The sequence below is a fragment of the Bradyrhizobium sp. HKCCYLS3070 genome (genome assembly GCF_051167575.1).
In the GTDB taxonomy this organism is placed as follows: Bacteria; Pseudomonadota; Alphaproteobacteria; order Rhizobiales; family Xanthobacteraceae; genus Bradyrhizobium.
On the sequence record NZ_JBNPTI010000001.1, the window covers coordinates 39,794 to 55,336 of the forward strand.

General features: G+C 66.2%; 16 protein-coding genes. 8 read left to right on the forward strand and 8 right to left on the reverse strand.

Annotated elements, in window-relative coordinates:
• Nucleotides 1–67 precede the first annotated feature (67 nt).
• The 7 genes from ACQR03_RS00165 (at nucleotide 68) to paaE (ending at nucleotide 5,509) form a co-directional block, all read left to right on the forward strand.
• Nucleotides 68–544 carry a phasin gene (locus tag ACQR03_RS00165; protein ID WP_315715766.1) on the forward strand — a complete coding sequence of 159 codons (477 nt, stop codon included), beginning with the start codon at nucleotides 68–70 and terminating at the stop codon, nucleotides 542–544.
• A 90-nt stretch (nucleotides 545–634) separates the two neighbouring features.
• Nucleotides 635–1,516 (forward strand): phenylacetic acid degradation operon negative regulatory protein PaaX, encoded by an 882-nt coding sequence (paaX, locus tag ACQR03_RS00170; RefSeq protein ID WP_315754695.1) that lies wholly within the window; start codon nucleotides 635–637, stop codon nucleotides 1,514–1,516.
• A gap of 78 nt (nucleotides 1,517–1,594) precedes the next feature.
• Nucleotides 1,595–2,584, forward strand: coding sequence for a 1,2-phenylacetyl-CoA epoxidase subunit PaaA (gene paaA, locus ACQR03_RS00175; RefSeq protein ID WP_316225142.1), 990 nt, complete (start codon nucleotides 1,595–1,597; stop codon nucleotides 2,582–2,584).
• Nucleotides 2,585–2,599: 15 nt separating this feature from the next.
• Nucleotides 2,600–2,887, forward strand: a complete 288-nt coding sequence (paaB, locus tag ACQR03_RS00180; protein ID WP_009025702.1) for a 1,2-phenylacetyl-CoA epoxidase subunit PaaB — start codon at nucleotides 2,600–2,602, stop codon at nucleotides 2,885–2,887.
• Between the two features lie 129 nt (nucleotides 2,888–3,016).
• On the forward strand, nucleotides 3,017–3,793 hold the full coding sequence (paaC, locus tag ACQR03_RS00185; protein ID WP_316225144.1) for a 1,2-phenylacetyl-CoA epoxidase subunit PaaC: 777 nt from the start codon (nucleotides 3,017–3,019) through the stop codon (nucleotides 3,791–3,793).
• Complete coding sequence (gene paaD / locus ACQR03_RS00190) at nucleotides 3,787–4,290, forward strand: 1,2-phenylacetyl-CoA epoxidase subunit PaaD (RefSeq protein WP_316202278.1); 504 nt, start codon at nucleotides 3,787–3,789, stop codon at nucleotides 4,288–4,290. The genes paaC and paaD overlap by 7 nt, the downstream gene beginning before the upstream one ends.
• A gap of 139 nt (nucleotides 4,291–4,429) precedes the next feature.
• Nucleotides 4,430–5,509, forward strand: coding sequence for a 1,2-phenylacetyl-CoA epoxidase subunit PaaE (gene paaE / locus ACQR03_RS00195; protein WP_434842370.1), 1,080 nt, complete (start codon nucleotides 4,430–4,432; stop codon nucleotides 5,507–5,509).
• 138 nt (nucleotides 5,510–5,647) lie between these two features.
• On the opposite strand, the gene paaK is transcribed toward paaE, so the two are convergent.
• Nucleotides 5,648–6,976 carry a phenylacetate--CoA ligase PaaK gene (gene paaK, locus ACQR03_RS00200; RefSeq protein WP_315715773.1) on the reverse strand — a complete coding sequence of 443 codons (1,329 nt, stop codon included), beginning with the start codon at nucleotides 6,974–6,976 and terminating at the stop codon, nucleotides 5,648–5,650.
• A 43-nt stretch (nucleotides 6,977–7,019) separates the two neighbouring features.
• A complete protein-coding gene (gene paaI / locus ACQR03_RS00205) occupies nucleotides 7,020–7,469 on the reverse strand; it encodes a hydroxyphenylacetyl-CoA thioesterase PaaI (RefSeq protein ID WP_315715775.1) in 450 nt (149 codons plus the stop codon).
• A gap of 232 nt (nucleotides 7,470–7,701) precedes the next feature.
• Between paaI and ACQR03_RS00210 the strand changes: the two genes are divergently transcribed.
• Nucleotides 7,702–8,748, forward strand: a complete 1,047-nt coding sequence (locus ACQR03_RS00210) for a YeeE/YedE family protein (protein ID WP_434842373.1) — start codon at nucleotides 7,702–7,704, stop codon at nucleotides 8,746–8,748.
• Between the two features lie 192 nt (nucleotides 8,749–8,940).
• Here the strand turns inward: ACQR03_RS00210 and ACQR03_RS00215 are convergent, their stop codons facing one another.
• The 6 genes from ACQR03_RS00215 to ACQR03_RS00240 form a co-directional block, all read right to left on the reverse strand.
• Nucleotides 8,941–10,158, reverse strand: coding sequence for a bifunctional alpha/beta hydrolase/OsmC family protein (locus ACQR03_RS00215; RefSeq protein WP_434842369.1), 1,218 nt, complete (start codon nucleotides 10,156–10,158; stop codon nucleotides 8,941–8,943).
• A gap of 235 nt (nucleotides 10,159–10,393) precedes the next feature.
• Complete coding sequence (locus tag ACQR03_RS00220) at nucleotides 10,394–10,759, reverse strand: hypothetical protein (protein ID WP_434842368.1); 366 nt, start codon at nucleotides 10,757–10,759, stop codon at nucleotides 10,394–10,396.
• Nucleotides 10,760–10,934: 175 nt separating this feature from the next.
• On the reverse strand, nucleotides 10,935–11,597 hold the full coding sequence (locus ACQR03_RS00225) for a sulfite oxidase-like oxidoreductase (RefSeq protein ID WP_434842367.1): 663 nt from the start codon (nucleotides 11,595–11,597) through the stop codon (nucleotides 10,935–10,937).
• A gap of 41 nt (nucleotides 11,598–11,638) precedes the next feature.
• Complete coding sequence (locus ACQR03_RS00230) at nucleotides 11,639–12,961, reverse strand: MFS transporter (RefSeq protein ID WP_315754675.1); 1,323 nt, start codon at nucleotides 12,959–12,961, stop codon at nucleotides 11,639–11,641.
• Nucleotides 12,962–13,186: 225 nt separating this feature from the next.
• Nucleotides 13,187–14,611, reverse strand: a complete 1,425-nt coding sequence (locus ACQR03_RS00235) for an amidase (RefSeq protein WP_434842366.1) — start codon at nucleotides 14,609–14,611, stop codon at nucleotides 13,187–13,189.
• Between the two features lie 79 nt (nucleotides 14,612–14,690).
• Complete coding sequence (locus ACQR03_RS00240) at nucleotides 14,691–15,467, reverse strand: SDR family oxidoreductase (RefSeq protein WP_434842365.1); 777 nt, start codon at nucleotides 15,465–15,467, stop codon at nucleotides 14,691–14,693.
• Nucleotides 15,468–15,543: the final 76 nt, after the last annotated feature.

Genomic DNA, 15,543 nt, shown 5'->3' on the forward strand with positions numbered 1-15,543 from the left:
GAGTCACTCCGGTTTCATAAGGGACGGAGCGAGCCATAGCTCAGAAGCATTGAGGATGGAGACAGCCATGACCACCGAGACCAACACCGTGTTCGACACCGTCAAAGACGCCTTTGCGCCGGTGACCGACGCGTTCAAGAACCTGCAGACGATGGAAGTGCCGGAGTCCGCGCGGGAGTTCGTCAAGAAGACCGCGTCGACCGCCAAGGAGCGCGCTGCGGAGGCCCTCGCTGGCTCCGAGAAGGTGACGTCGGCGATCGAGACCGCCGTGTTCGACGGCGTGACCGAGGCCGGCAAGATCAGCCGGAACATTCAGCAGGCGCTGTATCAGGACACCGAGGCCTTCTTCGACGGCATCGACCGGCTGGCGTCCGCCAAGTCGATCAGCGAAGCCGTTCAGATCCAGGGTGAGCTGGCCCGTGCCCGTGGCGAGGCGCTCGTCGCCCGCGCCAAGTCGACCAGCGAGTATGTCGGCAAGCTCGTCACCGAGGGTGCCAAGCTCGCCCAGGAGAACATGGCCAAGGCCTACAACAAGACCGCCTGATCGCCTCGCGCATCAGCCGATCGACCTGCAAGGCCCGCATCGTGCGGGCCTTTTCTTTTGTGACCAGGCGAAACCGGATAAAGCGGAGACATGGCGCAGCCTCTGTCCCGCATCGTCAATCAACTGAAGAGCGAGCCGTCGCGCACGGGCTCGCTGATCATCACCGTGTTCGGCGACGCCATCGTGCCGCGGGGCGGCAGCGTCTGGCTCGGCAGCTTGCTCGCCTTCTTCGAAGGGCTCGCCATCGACGGCAGCGTGGTGCGCACGGCGATGTCGCGGCTGACGGCGGAAGGCTGGTTCGAGCGCAGCAGAATGGGCCGCAACAGTTTCTATCGCCTGACCCGGCGCGGCGAGCAGACCTTCGCCGGCGCCACCCGCCACATCTACGATTCGCCGCCGGCGGAATGGAACGGCAGCTTCGAACTGCTGCTCATCGGCAGCGCCGAGGATCGCGAGCAGGCGCGGACTGCGCTGCGCGATGCGGGCTTCGGCAGCCCGCTGCCCGGTGTGTTCGTGGCCCCCTCGAGCATCGCCGTCCCTGACGCAGTGGAGGGGGCCATCCGCCTGCAGGCGTCCGCCGGCTCCGACATGGCGCGACGGCTGGTCGCCGAGAGCTGGGCGCTGGAGCGGACGGCGGAGGCGTACCGCAAGTTCAGCGCCTCCTTTGCGCCGCTCAAGGACAGCATCGCGCGCGGCGAGGTGTTGTCCGACGGGCAGGCCTTCACCGCCCGGATCCTGCTGATCCACCACTATCGGCGCATCGTGCTGCGCGATCCGCTGCTGCCGGCCGAGCTGCTGCCGGGGAATTGGCCTGGACGGCAGGCCCGGGCGCTGTGCGGCGAGATTTATCGGTTGCTGCTGCCGGGTTCCGAGCGCTGGCTCGACGCGCATGCGACAAATGAAGAGGGGCCTCTGCCGGCGGCCGGAGCGGCGCTGCTGCGGCGTTTCGCCGTTGAGAATGAGGTCCGTTGATATATTACAGAATTCGATTGCACGGATGAAATCTCGTTATATATTGGCGTCAACCAAGTCCTGGGAGGACGCCGCCGCATGTACACGCAGGCGCTCAATTCGCCCGAGGAGGGCAGCTTCGCCGAGGACGCTGGACGCGCCTCGCGCTTTCAGGCGCGCATCGATGCCGAAGAGCGCATCGAGTCGAACGATTGGATGCCAGCGGCCTATCGCAAGACGCTGGTCCGGCAGATCTCGCAACACGCCCATTCGGAAATCGTCGGCATGCTGCCCGAGGGCAACTGGATCACGCGCGCGCCGAGCCTGCGCCGCAAGGCGGCGTTGCTCGCCAAGGTCCAGGACGAGTGCGGCCACGGGCTGTATCTCTACGCCGCCGCCGAGACGCTCGGCGCCTCGCGCGAGGAACTGGTCGATGCGATGCTCGCCGGCAAGGCCAAGTACTCCTCGATCTTCAACTACCCGACCCTGACCTGGGCAGACATCGGTGTGATCGGCTGGCTGGTCGACGGCGCCGCGATCATGAACCAGATTCCGTTGTGCCGCTGTTCCTATGGTCCCTATGCGCGCGCGATGATCCGCGTCTGCAAGGAGGAATCGTTCCATCAGCGGCAGGGCTACGAGATCATGCTCACGCTCTGCCGCGGCACGCCCGAGCAGAAGGCGATGGCGCAGGATGCGCTGAACCGCTGGTGGTGGCCGGTGCTGATGATGTTCGGCCCGCCCGACCAGGCCAGCCAGCACAGCGACACCTCGACCAAGTGGAAGATCAAGCGCTTCTCGAACGACGAGCTACGCCAGAAGTTCATCGATGCCACCGTGCCGCAGGCGCAGTATCTCGGGCTCACCATTCCCGATCCCGAGATGACGCAGGACGAGCAGGGCCATTGGGTGCACGGCCCGATCGACTGGAGCGAGTTCAAGCAGGTGCTGGCCGGCAACGGCCCGTGCAACCGCGATCGCATGGCCGCGCGCCGCAAGGCGCATGCCGAGGGCGCCTGGGTGCGCGAGGCCGCGACCGCCTACGCCGAGAAGCGCGCGCGGCGCCGGATGGCACAGGCTGCCGAATAGGACAGGGAGATCGAAATGGCGACGCCGAACACGCCGTTGTGGGAAGTCTTCATCCGCAGCCGCAACGGGCTTGCGCACAAGCATTGCGGCTCACTGCACGCGCCGGATGCGACCATGGCATTGCAGGCGGCGCGCGATCTCTACACCCGCCGCGGCGAGGGCCTGTCGATCTGGGTGGTGCCGTCGAGCGCGATCACCGCGTCCGATCCTGCCGACAAGGGCATGATGTTCGAGCCGGCGGAGTCGAAGATCTATCGGCATCCGACGTTCTACGAGGTGCCCGAGGAAGTCGGGCATATGTAAGTGCGGACGGCCGTCAGCCGTCGTCATTGCGAGCGCAGCGAAGCAATCCAGACTGCCGGCTCGGATGAATCCCTGGATTGCTGTGCTCGCAATGGCTGAGTTCGTGGCGGGCCTGATCGGATCACAACCATGACCGCTCCCTCGATCACCGTCTGCGAAACGCCGCTGGTGCTCTACACCTTGCGCCGCGCCGATGATGCGCTGATCCTCGGCCATCGCCTCTCCGAATGGTGCGGCCATGCGCCTGTTCTCGAAGAGGACATGGCGCTCTCCAACATGGCGCTCGACCTGATTGGCCAGGCGCGCGAGCTCTATGGCTACGCCGCCAAGGTCGAGGGTCACGACAATGACGAGGACAAGCTCGCCTATCTTCGTGATGTCAGGCAGTACCGCAACCTGCTGCTGGTCGAGCGTCCCAATGGCGACTTCGCGTACACGATGGTGCGGCAGCTGTTCTACGCGGCCTTCGCCGATCTGTATTGGCGCGGCATGATGGACTCGACCGATGCGACGCTGGCGGCGATCGCGGCCAAGTCGGAGAAGGAATGCGCCTATCATTTGCGCCACGCCAGCGAATGGGTGATCCGGCTCGGTGACGGCACCGACGAAAGCCACGCCCGCGCGCAAGCCGCGATCGATGACCTCTGGGCCTATACCGGCGAGATGTTCAGCGTCGACGAGAGTGAGCGCGGTCTGATCGACGCGGGTATCGCGATCGATCCGACGCAACTGCTGCCGGAATGGCTGTCGAGCGTGTCGCATGTCGCGCGCGAGGCGACCCTGGTGCTGCCGGAGAACGAGTGGATGCAGCAGGGCGGCCGCGACGGCCGCCACAGCGAGCATCTTGGCCATCTTCTCAGCGAGCTGCAATATATGCAGCGCAGCTTTCCCGGTGCGACATGGTAGTTGCGGATTTCAGCCCGGCCGAGCTGCGCCAGCGCGCCTGGGACGCCGCGGCATCGGTGGCCGATCCGGAAATTCCGGTGCTGACGATCGACGATCTCGGCGTCCTGCGCGAGGTCGAGGTCGTCGGCGACCGCGTCGAGGTCGCGATCACGCCGACGTATTCCGGCTGTCCGGCGATGAACATGATCGCGCTGGAGATCGAGCTGGCGCTGGAGCGCGCCGGCTTCCGTGATGCCCACGTTCGCACGGTGCTGTCGCCGGCCTGGACCACGGACTGGATGAGCGAGGCGGGGCGGCGCAAGCTGCGGGAGTACGGCATCGCGCCGCCGCAGCCGTCGAGCGGGCGCCGCGCTCTGTTTGGCGTGGCCGAGGTCGCGTGTCCGCAATGCGGATCCGTCGACACCGAGCAACTCGCCGAGTTCGGCTCGACCTCGTGCAAGGCGCTGTGGCGCTGCAGATCGTGCCGCGAGCCGTTCGATTATTTCAAGTGTCACTGATGCAGCAGCCGTCATCGCGAGCGCAGCGACTTTGTCCGCCGAAGCCCGAAGGGCGTAGGCGGAAGCGATCCAGAGTCCCGCGCGCGGTCCTGGATTGCTTCGTCGCTTCGCTCCTCGCAATGACGGGAGGATGAACCCGATGTCGACCACGCCACGCTTCCATCGTCTCGCTATCCGTGACCTGCGCCGCGAGGCGCCCGATGCCGTGTCGCTGACCTTTGCGATTCCGAACGAGCTGGCGGCGGACTATCAGTTCGCGCCGGGGCAATATCTCACGTTGAAGACCACGCTCGGCGGCGAGGAGGTGCGGCGCTCCTATTCGATCTGCTCCGGCCCCGATGATGACGAGATACGCATCGCGGTGAAGCGCGTCGATGGCGGCGCGTTCTCCAGCTTCGTCACTGACGAACTGAAGCGCGGCGACGAGATCGACGTGATGACGCCGACCGGCCGCTTCGGTGTCGCGCTGCAGCCTGAGGCGGCCCGCATCCATGTCGGCTTCGCGGCCGGCTCCGGAATCACGCCGATCCTCTCGATCGTGAAGGCCGTGCTGGCGCGGGAGCCGCACAGCCGCTTCTTCCTGTTCTACGGTAACCGCACCACCGCAGGCATGCTGTTCCGCGAACAGCTCGAGGAGCTGAAGGATCGCTTCCTCGACCGCTTCTCGGTGTTCCACGTCATCTCCGGCGAGGAGCAGGATCTGCCGATCCTGCACGGCCGGCTCGATGGCGAGAAGGTGCGCGTGCTGCTGCGCTCGCTGGTGCCGGCCGAGAGCGTCGATCACGTCTTCATCTGCGGTCCCACCGGGATGAGCGAGGATATCGAGGCCGCCTGCCGCGCGCTCGGGATCTCCGACGACCGCGTCCATGTCGAGCGCTTCGTCTCCGGCGCCGGCGGCAAGCCGCGGCCCAAGATGGTTGTTCCGGACTCGGCGCCGCCGAAGGCCATCGCCGCACTGATCATCGACGGCAAGCGCCGCGAGGTCCCGGTCGCCGACGGCGAAGCCATCCTCGACGCCGCGCTGCGTGCCGGTGTGGACTTGCCCTTCGCCTGCAAGGGCGGCATGTGCTCCACCTGCCGCGCCAAGCTGGTCGAGGGCAAGGCCGAGATGGAGCTGAACTACTCGCTCGAGCCTTGGGAGCTGAAAGCGGGGTTCGTACTGACGTGCCAGGCCAGGCCGGTGACGGAGCGGGTGGTGGTGGACTACGATCATATGTGAGGAACTACGCTCGCCGTCATTGCGAGGAGCGAAGCGACCAAGCAATCCAGAATCTTCGCGCTGCCCTGGATTGCTTCGCTTCGCTCGCAAGGACGAGCCGCGACCATTTGCCGAACCTCACACTCGCGACACCAACAATTACCCCACCGGCCGCTTGTCCTTGATCCGTTTCGCCTTGCCGGCCGAGCGCTCCAGCGTGTCGGGCGGGACGACTTTCACCTTTGCCGTGAGGCCAATGGTGTTCTTGATGTGGATGGAGATGCGCTCGGCGTGCGCGCCGAGGCCGCTCTCGTCCCAATGCTCGGGGCGCGACTCCGCGTAGATGGTCAGCTCGTCCATGCGGCCCTCGCGCGTCAGCTCCAGCATGAAATGGCCGCCGCACCACTCGGTCGACAGCAGGATCTCCTCGATCTGTGACGGGAACAGGTTGACGCCGCGCAGGATGATCATGTCGTCGGAGCGGCCCGTGACCTTCTCCATCCGTCGCATTCCCGGCCGCGCGGTGCCCGGCAGCAGCCGCGTCAGATCGCGGGTGCGATAGCGGATGACGGGAAAGGCCTCCTTGGTCAACGAGGTGAACACCAGTTCGCCCATCTCGCCGTCGGGCAGCACCTTGCCGGTGTCGGGATCGACGATCTCCGGATAGAAATGATCCTCCCAGATGTGCAGCCCGTCCTTGGTCTCCAGGCATTCCTGCGCCACACCAGGGCCGATCACCTCGGACAGGCCGTAGATGTCGGTGGCGTCCATCGCGAACGCATCCTCGATCTCGGCGCGCATCGCATTGGTCCACGGCTCGGCGCCGAAGATGCCGATCCTGAGCGAGCTCTGCCGCGGATCGAGGCCCTGACGCTTGAACTCGTCGAGGATTGCCAGCATGTAGCTTGGCGTCACGGTGATGATGTCAGGGCGGAAATCATTGATCAGCTGCACCTGCCGCTCGGTCATGCCGCCGGAGATGGGCACCACCGTGCAGCCGAGCTGCTCGGCGCCGTAATGGACGCCGAGGCCGCCGGTGAACAGGCCATAGCCGTAGGCGTTGTGGATGATCATGCCGCTCCTGCCGCCGGCGGCGCGGATCGAGCGGGCCATCACGGCCGACCAGGTCGCGATGTCGTTCCTGGTATAGCCGACCACGATCGGCTTGCCGGTCGTGCCCGAGGAGGCGTGTACCCTTACCAGTTGCTCGCGCGGCACGGCGAACATGTTGAACGGGTAATTGTCGCGCAGGTCGGTCTTCACCGTGAACGGAAACTTGGCGAGGTCGGCGAGCTCGCGGAAGTCGGAGGGATGCACCCCCGCCTTGTCGAAGGCGCGGCGGTAATGGGCGACGTTGTCGTAGGCGTGCTTCAGCGACCAGGCGAGCCGGCTCGTCTGCAGCGCCATGATCTCGTCGCGCGAGGCTCGCTCGGCTGCGTCCATCTCGGGAACGTAGCTGCCGGTCGATTGAAGCTTGGTCGATGTCATGGTCAGGTCCTCCGGCAGGGGCGCGGGGCGATAGGGAAGCGGATCAGCTCGCGGCGGCCGGGACCAGCGTGCCGCCGATGCTGCGGGAATGGCCGCGGAATTCGGCGATCACCGTGTCGCCTGCCGTAACGCGGACATCATAGATGCCTGAGCGCCCGCTGCGGGATACCTCGTGCGCGCGAGCAAGCAGAACGTCGCCGAGCTTGCCGGGGCGGATGAAGCTGATGCTGCCCTGTGCGGCCACGGTGCGGTCGTTGTGCGAGTTGCAGGCAAAGGCGAAGGCGGAATCGGCCAGCGTGAAGATGAAGCCGCCATGGGCGATGCCGTGGCCGTTGACCATGTGCGGCTGCACCGTCATCTGCAGCGCGGCGCGTCCGGGGCCGATCTCGACGATGTGCATGCCGAGCCCCTGGCTGGCGCGGTCATCCTGCCACATCGCGTCGGCGCAGGCGCGGGCGAGAGCGTCGGCGGAAAGTGTCGCCACGCCGCTCACCGTGCGGCCTCCATGCATGCGCAATGCGTCGGCCACCCCTGAGGATGCGCTTCTGAAATCACGGCGTTCTCTCCCGTCGATGCTTGTTGGAACAAGCATTCTCATCTAGTTAGGTGCGACATCGTGGCAAATATTCTGCGCGCGTCAAGCGAAAGCGCTGCCTGCGCAACGCGCGTGTTGTCCGCAACCGGAAGGAATCCCGAACGTGCCCGAAGCCGCCAATCTGGCCATGATGGCCGGTCTCATGATCGGCCTGGTCTATGGCGTGGTGGGGCTGCTCAGCGGCTTCTGCATGATGAGCAGCCTGCGCGGCTGGTGGGCCGACGGCGACCGCCGGCTGGTGCGAACTTACGCCCTGGCGATGGGCATTGCCATCATCGCCACACAGCTGCTCGCGGCCAACGGCGCCGTCGATCTCGGCAAGTCGATCTATCTGCAGCCGACGTTCTCGGTGCCGCTGATGCTCTTGGGCGGTGTTCTGTTCGGCTACGGCATGGTGCTCGCCAACGGTTGCGGTTCGCGCGCGCTGGTGCTGCTCGGCCGCGGCAATCTGCGCTCCCTCGTCGTCGTGACCGTGCTCGCGATCGCGGCGGAGATGACGTTGAAGGGCCTGATCGCGCCGCTGCGCATCGCGCTGATGCAGGGCTCACAGACCACGGCGACCGCGACGTCGCTGCCGGCTGTGCTGTCGGTCGGTGGCCTGCATGGTGCAGCGGCGCGGCTGCTGCCGGCCCTCGGGCTCGGCGGCGCGCTGATCGTCTTCGCCCTTGCGCATGCGCCATTCCGGCGCGCGCCCGGCCAGATGTTCGCCGGCCTCGTCGTCGGCCTGCTGATCGCGGCCGGCTGGTTCGCGACCGGCACTCTCGGCGCGGACGATTTCAACCCCGTGCCGGTCGCGTCCCTGACCTTCGTCGCGCCGATCGCCGATGCCCTGCAATACATCATGCTGTCGACCGGCTCGACCGCCAATTTCGGCATCGCCACCGTGGCCGGGGTGCTCGCCGGCAGCCTCGTCACCGCGTTGGCGACGCGGCGCTTCAGGCTCGAAGGCTTCCACTCTCCGCATCACATGCTGCGTTCGGTTGGCGGCGCCGCGCTGATGGGCATCGGCGGCGTGATGGCGCTGGGCTGCTCGGTCGGGCAGGGCCTGACAGGGCTGTCGACCCTGGCGCTGCCGTCCTTCGTCGCCATCGCGGGAATCTTCATCGGCACGGCGGCCGGCCTGCGCGGAGCGTTGCGCGTCAGGCCGCTGAAGATCGAGCCGCAGACCGCGCGTTAGTCTCATTGTGTCACGACCACCGTCATTCCGGGGCAATCGTCGATGCGAAGTCGCGAAGCGGCTGCGCGTCGGCGATTGAACCCGGAATATCGACATTGCCGGAAATGGACGCAAGACAATCTCGGGACTCCGGGTTCACGGCCTCACGGCCTTGCCCCGGAATGACGGTGGTTGTGACTCAGTCGAATGAGCTCACTCCGTCGCGCGCGTGACGATACGGATCTCCGACGTCAGCGTCCGGTGCACCGGGCATTTGTCGGCGATCTCCATCAGCTTCCTGCGCTGCTCCTGATCGAGCGCGCCGTCCAGGTGGATCTCGCGGTCGAGCTGATCGATCAGCCCGACCTTGGTCTCGCACTCCGCGCAGTCCTCCGCATGGATCTTGCTGTGGCGCAAGGTGACCGTGATGCGGTCGAGCGGCAGGAATTTGCGGTCGGCATAGAGCCGCATCGTCATCGAGGTGCAGGCGCCGAGCGCCGCGAGCAGGAGGTCGTAGGGGCCCGGGCCGGTGTCCTGGCCGCCGACCGAGAGCGGCTCGTCGGCGGTGAGATGATGCGGGCCGAGCGCGATGGCCTGCTGCAGCTTGCTCGACCGGGTCTCGCGCACGACCACGTCGCGCGGACCATCCGCGGGCGCCGGCTCGGCGGCCGCGGGCGCGACGTAACGGCCGGCCCAGCTCGCGATCACCTCGGCGATGTAGGCTGCGTCCTCCTTCCTGCTGATGAGATGATCAGCGTGATCGAGCGAGATGAAGCTCTTCGGATGCCTGGCGGCGACGAAGATGTGGGTCGCATTGTCGATGCCGACGGTCTCGTCGACAGGCGAGTGCATCACCAGCAGCGCCTTGTGCAGATGCTTGACCTTGTCGAGCAGGCGCTGCTCGGCGATGTCGTCGAGGAAGGTGCTGCTGATCCGGAACGGGCGGCCCGCGAGCGAGACCTCGGCCGAGCCGTCGCGGCGGATCGCCTCGAGGCTGTCCTTGAATAGCGCGGTGACGTGGCCCGGGTCGAAAGGCGCCGCGATCGTCACCACGGCTTTCGCATCGGGAATGTCGCCGGCGGCGGCCAGCACGGCGGCTCCGCCGAGGCTGTGGCCGATCAGGATCGCCGGCGCCTGTCGGGTCTCGCGCAGATGATTGGCGGCGCGGACGAGGTCGGCGACGTTGGAGGAGAACGTCGTATTGGCGAAGTCGCCTTCGCTGGAGCCCAGGCCGGTGAAGTCGAACCGCAGCACGGCGATGCCATGCGCCGTCAGCGCCATGGCGATGCGCCGCGCCGCATGCGTGTCCTTGCCGCAGGAGAAGCAATGCGCGAACAGCGCATAGGCCCGCGGCGCGCCATCAGGCAGATCGAGCGCCGCGGAGAGCTTGTCGCCGCCTGCGCCTTCAAACTGGAAACGTTCGGTCGGCATGATGTGGTCCCCCTCGTTTTGCCCGCTTGCGGCGGCTGCTCATGGGTTTACTCCGCCATGCCCAGCCTTGTCCCGGGCATCCACGTCGTTCCCAGCATGCCGAACGACGTGGATGGCCGGGACAGGTCCGGCCATGACGACGTGGAGAGAGACGATCGAACGAACTGCGACCGTCAAATGCGATAGCCTTGCGGGGCGGGGGAGGCCTCCCTCGCGCGCCGCGACGTAGCAATCATCACTCCCGCGGAGGCAGCAGCTCGATCTCCTGCTCGCCGCGGCGGATCGCTGTCGGCAGGTCCTGGGCGACGAGATTGGAAATCCATTGGATCAGCGTGGGAAGGCCTTCCTCCTTCGCGCGCCGGCGAAGCGGGGGCAGGTCGCGTTCGTGCGCGGTGCCGACCTTGATGTTGAGACGCTCATAGGGAATGTCTCCGTCCGGCGGACGATACCGCGCATCGAAGAGACGCCGGCCATGACTGCGTACGAGGTGGATGCGAATGCCGCCGAGATCCTGTGCGGTCAATGCGGCGAGGACGACGCTCGGCTTGAGCAGATACCCATAACCCTTGGGGATCTTGCCGGTCTCTGAGGTGAACTCCATGCTGGATCTCTGGCACGTTCGGATATCGCGATAACCGCGCTTTGGTGCGAAAGCGATAACATGCAGTCCGTAGGGTGGGCAAAGCGAAGCGTGCCCACCATTCTTTTCTTTTCGGCGGGACGGCGGTGGGCACGACGCTGCAAGCCTTTGCCCGCCCTACGGTCCTGTCGGCCCGTCAGTCCGAATAGCGCTGTTCGGCCCATGGATCGCCGCGGTTGTGATAGCCTCGCACCTCCCAATAGCCGGGTCTGTCGGCCTCGAGAAACTCGATCGCCTTGAGCCATTTCGCGCTCTTCCAGAAATACAGATGCGGCACGACGACGCGCACGGGGCCGCCATGCTCTCCAGTCAACGGCGCGCCGGACCAGCTATGCGCGAGCAACGCATCCTCGGCGGCGAAGTCTTCGAGCATCAGGTTCGTCGTGTAGCCGTCATAGGAATGCAGCACGACGAATTCAGCGCTGTCGCGCGGCCGGCAGGCGGCGAGCAGGTCACGTGTGGCGAGCCCTTCCCATTGATTGTCGTAGCGCGACCAGGTCGTGACGCAGTGGATGTCGGAGACGAACTGGCGCTGCTCCTGGGCGAGGAAGGCGCGCATGTCCCAGAACAGCGGGTTCTCGACGGCGCCATAGACATCGAGTCGCCAGCGCTCTGATGTGACCGACGGTGTCAGGCCGAGGTCGAGCACCGGCCAGTCGCGGGTCAGATGCTGCCCCGGCGGCAGGCGCTGGTCCTCCGGCCTGATGATGCGGCCGGTCAGGAATTTGCCCTCGCGCGCCCAGCGTTCCTTGCTGCGGGTCAGCTTGCTCTCGGGCGGCAGGCTGGACTCGTCGGCCATCTCGACACCTCGTCAATTCGTGCGGGCTTTTTCGTGCGGGCTCATTCGTGCCGGTGCATCGCGGACGCATGCTTGGTGTCGCGCATGGTCGCATAGATCAGCAGCGACAGGAAGATCACGCCGGTGAGATAATAATAGAACCACGTCTCGTGCCCTATGCTCTTGAAGTAGAGGGCGATCGCCGGCGCGGTGCCACCGAACAGCGATACGGTGATCGCATAGGGCAGGCCGACACCGAGCGCGCGGACATTGGTCGGAAACAGCTCGGCCTTCACCACCGCATTGATCGAGGTGTAGCCCGCCGTGAAGATCCAGGCGCCGCAGATCAGCAGGAAGGCTGTGAACGGCTCCTTGGTGCCCTTCAGTACCGTCAGGATCGGGATCGTCGACAAGGTGCCGGCGACGCCGAAGAAGATCAGCAGCGGCTTGCGACCGATGCGGTCGGAGATCGCGCCATACAGCGGCTGCAGCACGCAGGCGAACAGCAGCGAGCCGAAGATCACCATCGTGGTCTGGTCCTCGGTGAGGCCGACCGAGAGCTTCACGAAGGTCTGCATGTAGGTGGTGAAGGTGTAGAACGCGGCGGTGCCGCCCGCGGTCAGGCCGACCACCAGCAGCAGCTCCCGCGGATATTTGAACAGGGCGGTGATCGAACCGGAAGGGCCTACGGTCTTCTTGGCCTCCACGAAGGCTTCGGTCTCGTGCAGGTTCCGCCGCATCACCGCGACGAAGATTGCGAGGCCGGCACCGATCGCGAACGGAATGCGCCAGCCCCAGGCTCGCAATTCTTCCGGGGTCAGGAACACCTTCTGCAACAGCAAAAGCACGATGATCGCGGTGAGCTGCCCGCCGATCAGGGTGACATATTGGAAGCTCGAATAGAAGCCGCGATGCTTGGCGTCGGCGACCTCGGAGAGATAGGTGGCGCTGGCGCCATATTCGCCGCCGAGGCTGAGGCCTTCGATCACGCGGGCGAGCGCCAGGATGATCGGCGCGGCGATGCCGATGGTGGCATAGGTCGGTGTCACCGCGATGATCAGCGAGCCGAAGCACATGCAGAGCACCGAGACGGTCAGCGACAGCCGCCGGCCATGGTGATCGGCGAGATAGCCGAACAGCCAGCCGCCGAGCGGGCGCATCAGGAACGTCGCGGCGAACACGACGGCGGCGTTGAGCTGCTCGACCACCGGATCCTTCGACGGAAAGAAGGCCGGCGCGAAGTACAGCGCGAACGCCGTATAGGCATAGAAATCGTACCACTCGACCAGGTTGCCGGCCGAGCCGATCAGGATCGCCTTGATGCGCCGCTCGACGTCGGTGAATGTGGTAGTGTCCGCGGCAGGCGGCAGCGCCTGGTCTGTCATATCCGGTCTCCGGCAAGCATGATTTGCGGCCCTTCTACGGCAGCCGCCCGGATTGCCAACAGCCGATAACGGACATGGGTCCCATGTTCAGAGCATGGAACTCGGCGGATGGCGGCCTTGAAAAAAAGCCCCGTTCGTCGGCCATCGCGCCACGAAAGCAAGTCCCGATCCTCATGGTGAGGAGCGCCGCAAGGCGCCTCTCGAACCATGAGGCCGCCGACCAAACTAGCCCTTCGGCGCGCGCGGATCGATCGGGGTCGAGCTGGCCACGCCAAGAACATCTTCCAGCAACTTGGCGCCGGCGAGCAGCTCGGCGTCGGCGCGCGGCGCCGCGATCATTTGCAGGCCGATCGGCAGGCCCGCTTCCGTGAAGCCGCAGGGCAGCGACAGGGCTGGGCAGCAGGCCAGCGTGATCGCATAGACGATGCCGAGCCATTGCACGTAGTTGTCGAACTTCTGCCCGGCGCATTCGGCGACGTAGCGGTTCTCGACCGGGAAGGGGGGCACGATGGTCGCCGGCGCCAGCAGCAGATCATACGTCTCGAAGAACTTCACCGCGCGCGCGGTGATCGCGATGCGCTGTGCCTCGGCGCGCGCGATCTGGGCGACCGTGAGCTTCAGCCCTTCCTCGATGTTCCAGATCACCTCGGGCTTGAGCAGGTCGCGCTTGGTGCGCAGCAGCTCCGCCTTGCTCATCGCGAAGTCGAGCGCGCGCAGCACGTGGAAGCATTCATGCGCCTCGCTGAAATCGGGATGCGCCTCCTCGACGATCACGCCGAGCTCGGCGAAGCGCTGCGCCGCCTTGCGGGTGACGGCAGCGACTTCGGGATCGACGGGCGTGATGCCGAGATCGGGCGAGTAGGCGACGCGGACTGGCTTCCTGCCGGAGCGCGCGGCGGCCAGGAACGACGTCGCAGGCGAGGGCAGCGAGATCGGATCCGCGGCGTGCTCGCCGCTCATCGCGTCCAAGAGCAGCGCGAGGTCTGTGACGTTGCGGGCCATCGGGCCCTGGATGGCGAGATTGCGGTCGATGGCCACCGCCGGCGTATGCGCGACGCGGCCGAAGCTCGGGCGCAGGCCGACGATGCCGCAGAAGCTGGCGGGATTGCGCAGCGAGCCGCCCATGTCGGAGCCGTGCGCCAACCAGGCCATGCCGGTGGCGAGCGCCACCGCGGCGCCGCCGGAGGAGCCGGCCGCCGAGCGGGACGTGTCCCAGGGATTGCGCGTCGCGCCGAACACCTCGTTGAAGGTGTTGGCGCCGGCGCCGAACTCCGGCGTGTTCGACTTGGCGTAGATCACGCCGCCATTGGCTTCGAGATGCTCGACCACGAGATCGGAGCGTTCCGGAATCCGGTCCTTGAAGATCGGCGAGCCCTGGGTGGTGAGCACGCCGGCGACGTCGGTGAGGTCCTTGATCGGCACGGGCAGCCCGGCCAGCACGCCGCGCTCGGCAGCCGGTTTCTGCATCAGCGCCTTGGCGTGACCGCGCGCGCGGTCGAAGCACAGCGTCGGCAGCGCATTGACCTTGCCGTCGACGGCTGCGATGCGCGCTTCCAGCGCGTCGAGGCAATCCAGCGGCGTGACCTTGCCGGACTTCAACTTGTCGACGACGGCGCAGGCGCTCTCGCGGATCAATCCCTGGTCGGCCAAAGCTTAGTTCTCCTGATGGCAAGCGTCCCGGCGCTTCGCTGTAGATCACGTTTCGGCTGAGGTGGAAAGGTCGCGGCGATCAACCCCACCCTGCGCTGATGCCGCCATCGACGGTATAGATCACGCCGGAGGTGTAGCCGGCACGGTCCGAGGCCAGGAACGCCATCAGGTCGGCGATCTCGCTGACATGCGCGGGACGGCCAAGCGGCAGGCTCTTCTGGAATTCCGTGTAGCGGCTCTCGTCACCGAACAGATCGCGGGCGCGGGTCTTGAGCAGGCTGACGTGGCGATCGGTACCGACCGGCCCGGGATTGATGCCGACGACGCGGATGTTGTCGGCGAGGCTCTTGGAGCCGAGCGCGCGGGTGAAGGCCATCAACGCCGCATTGCCGGCGCTGCCGCAGATGTAGTTGACGTCGAACTTCTCGCCGGCTGCGCCGATGTCGTTGATGATCACGCCGCCGCCGCGCGCTCTCATCTGGGCATAGACCAGCCGGGTCAGGTTGATGAAGCCGAACACCTTGAGGTCCCAGGCATGCCGCCAGGCCGCCTCGTCGATCTTGTCGATCGCGCCGCCCGGAATATCGCCGGCATTGTTGACGAGAATGTCGATGTCGGACGCCTCCTGCGCCAGCCGCCCGACGTCTTCGGATTTCCGCAGGTCCACCACATGCGCGGCTGCATCGATCTGGTGCTTCGATCGGAGCTGCTCGACCAGGGCGGAAAGGCGATCGCCGCTGCGCGCAGCGAGCCGGACGTGGCAGCCTTCCTCGGCAAAGGCTTCGGCCGCCCCGGCGCCGATTCCCTTGGACGCGCCGGTGATGAGAACGCGCTTGCCGCGCAGATGAAGGTCCATGGAGGCTCTCGCTGAGGGGAGGGAGACCGGATTGTCGGGCGCGTCAGCCATGCGGTCAATCTTGCACCGCAGCGTT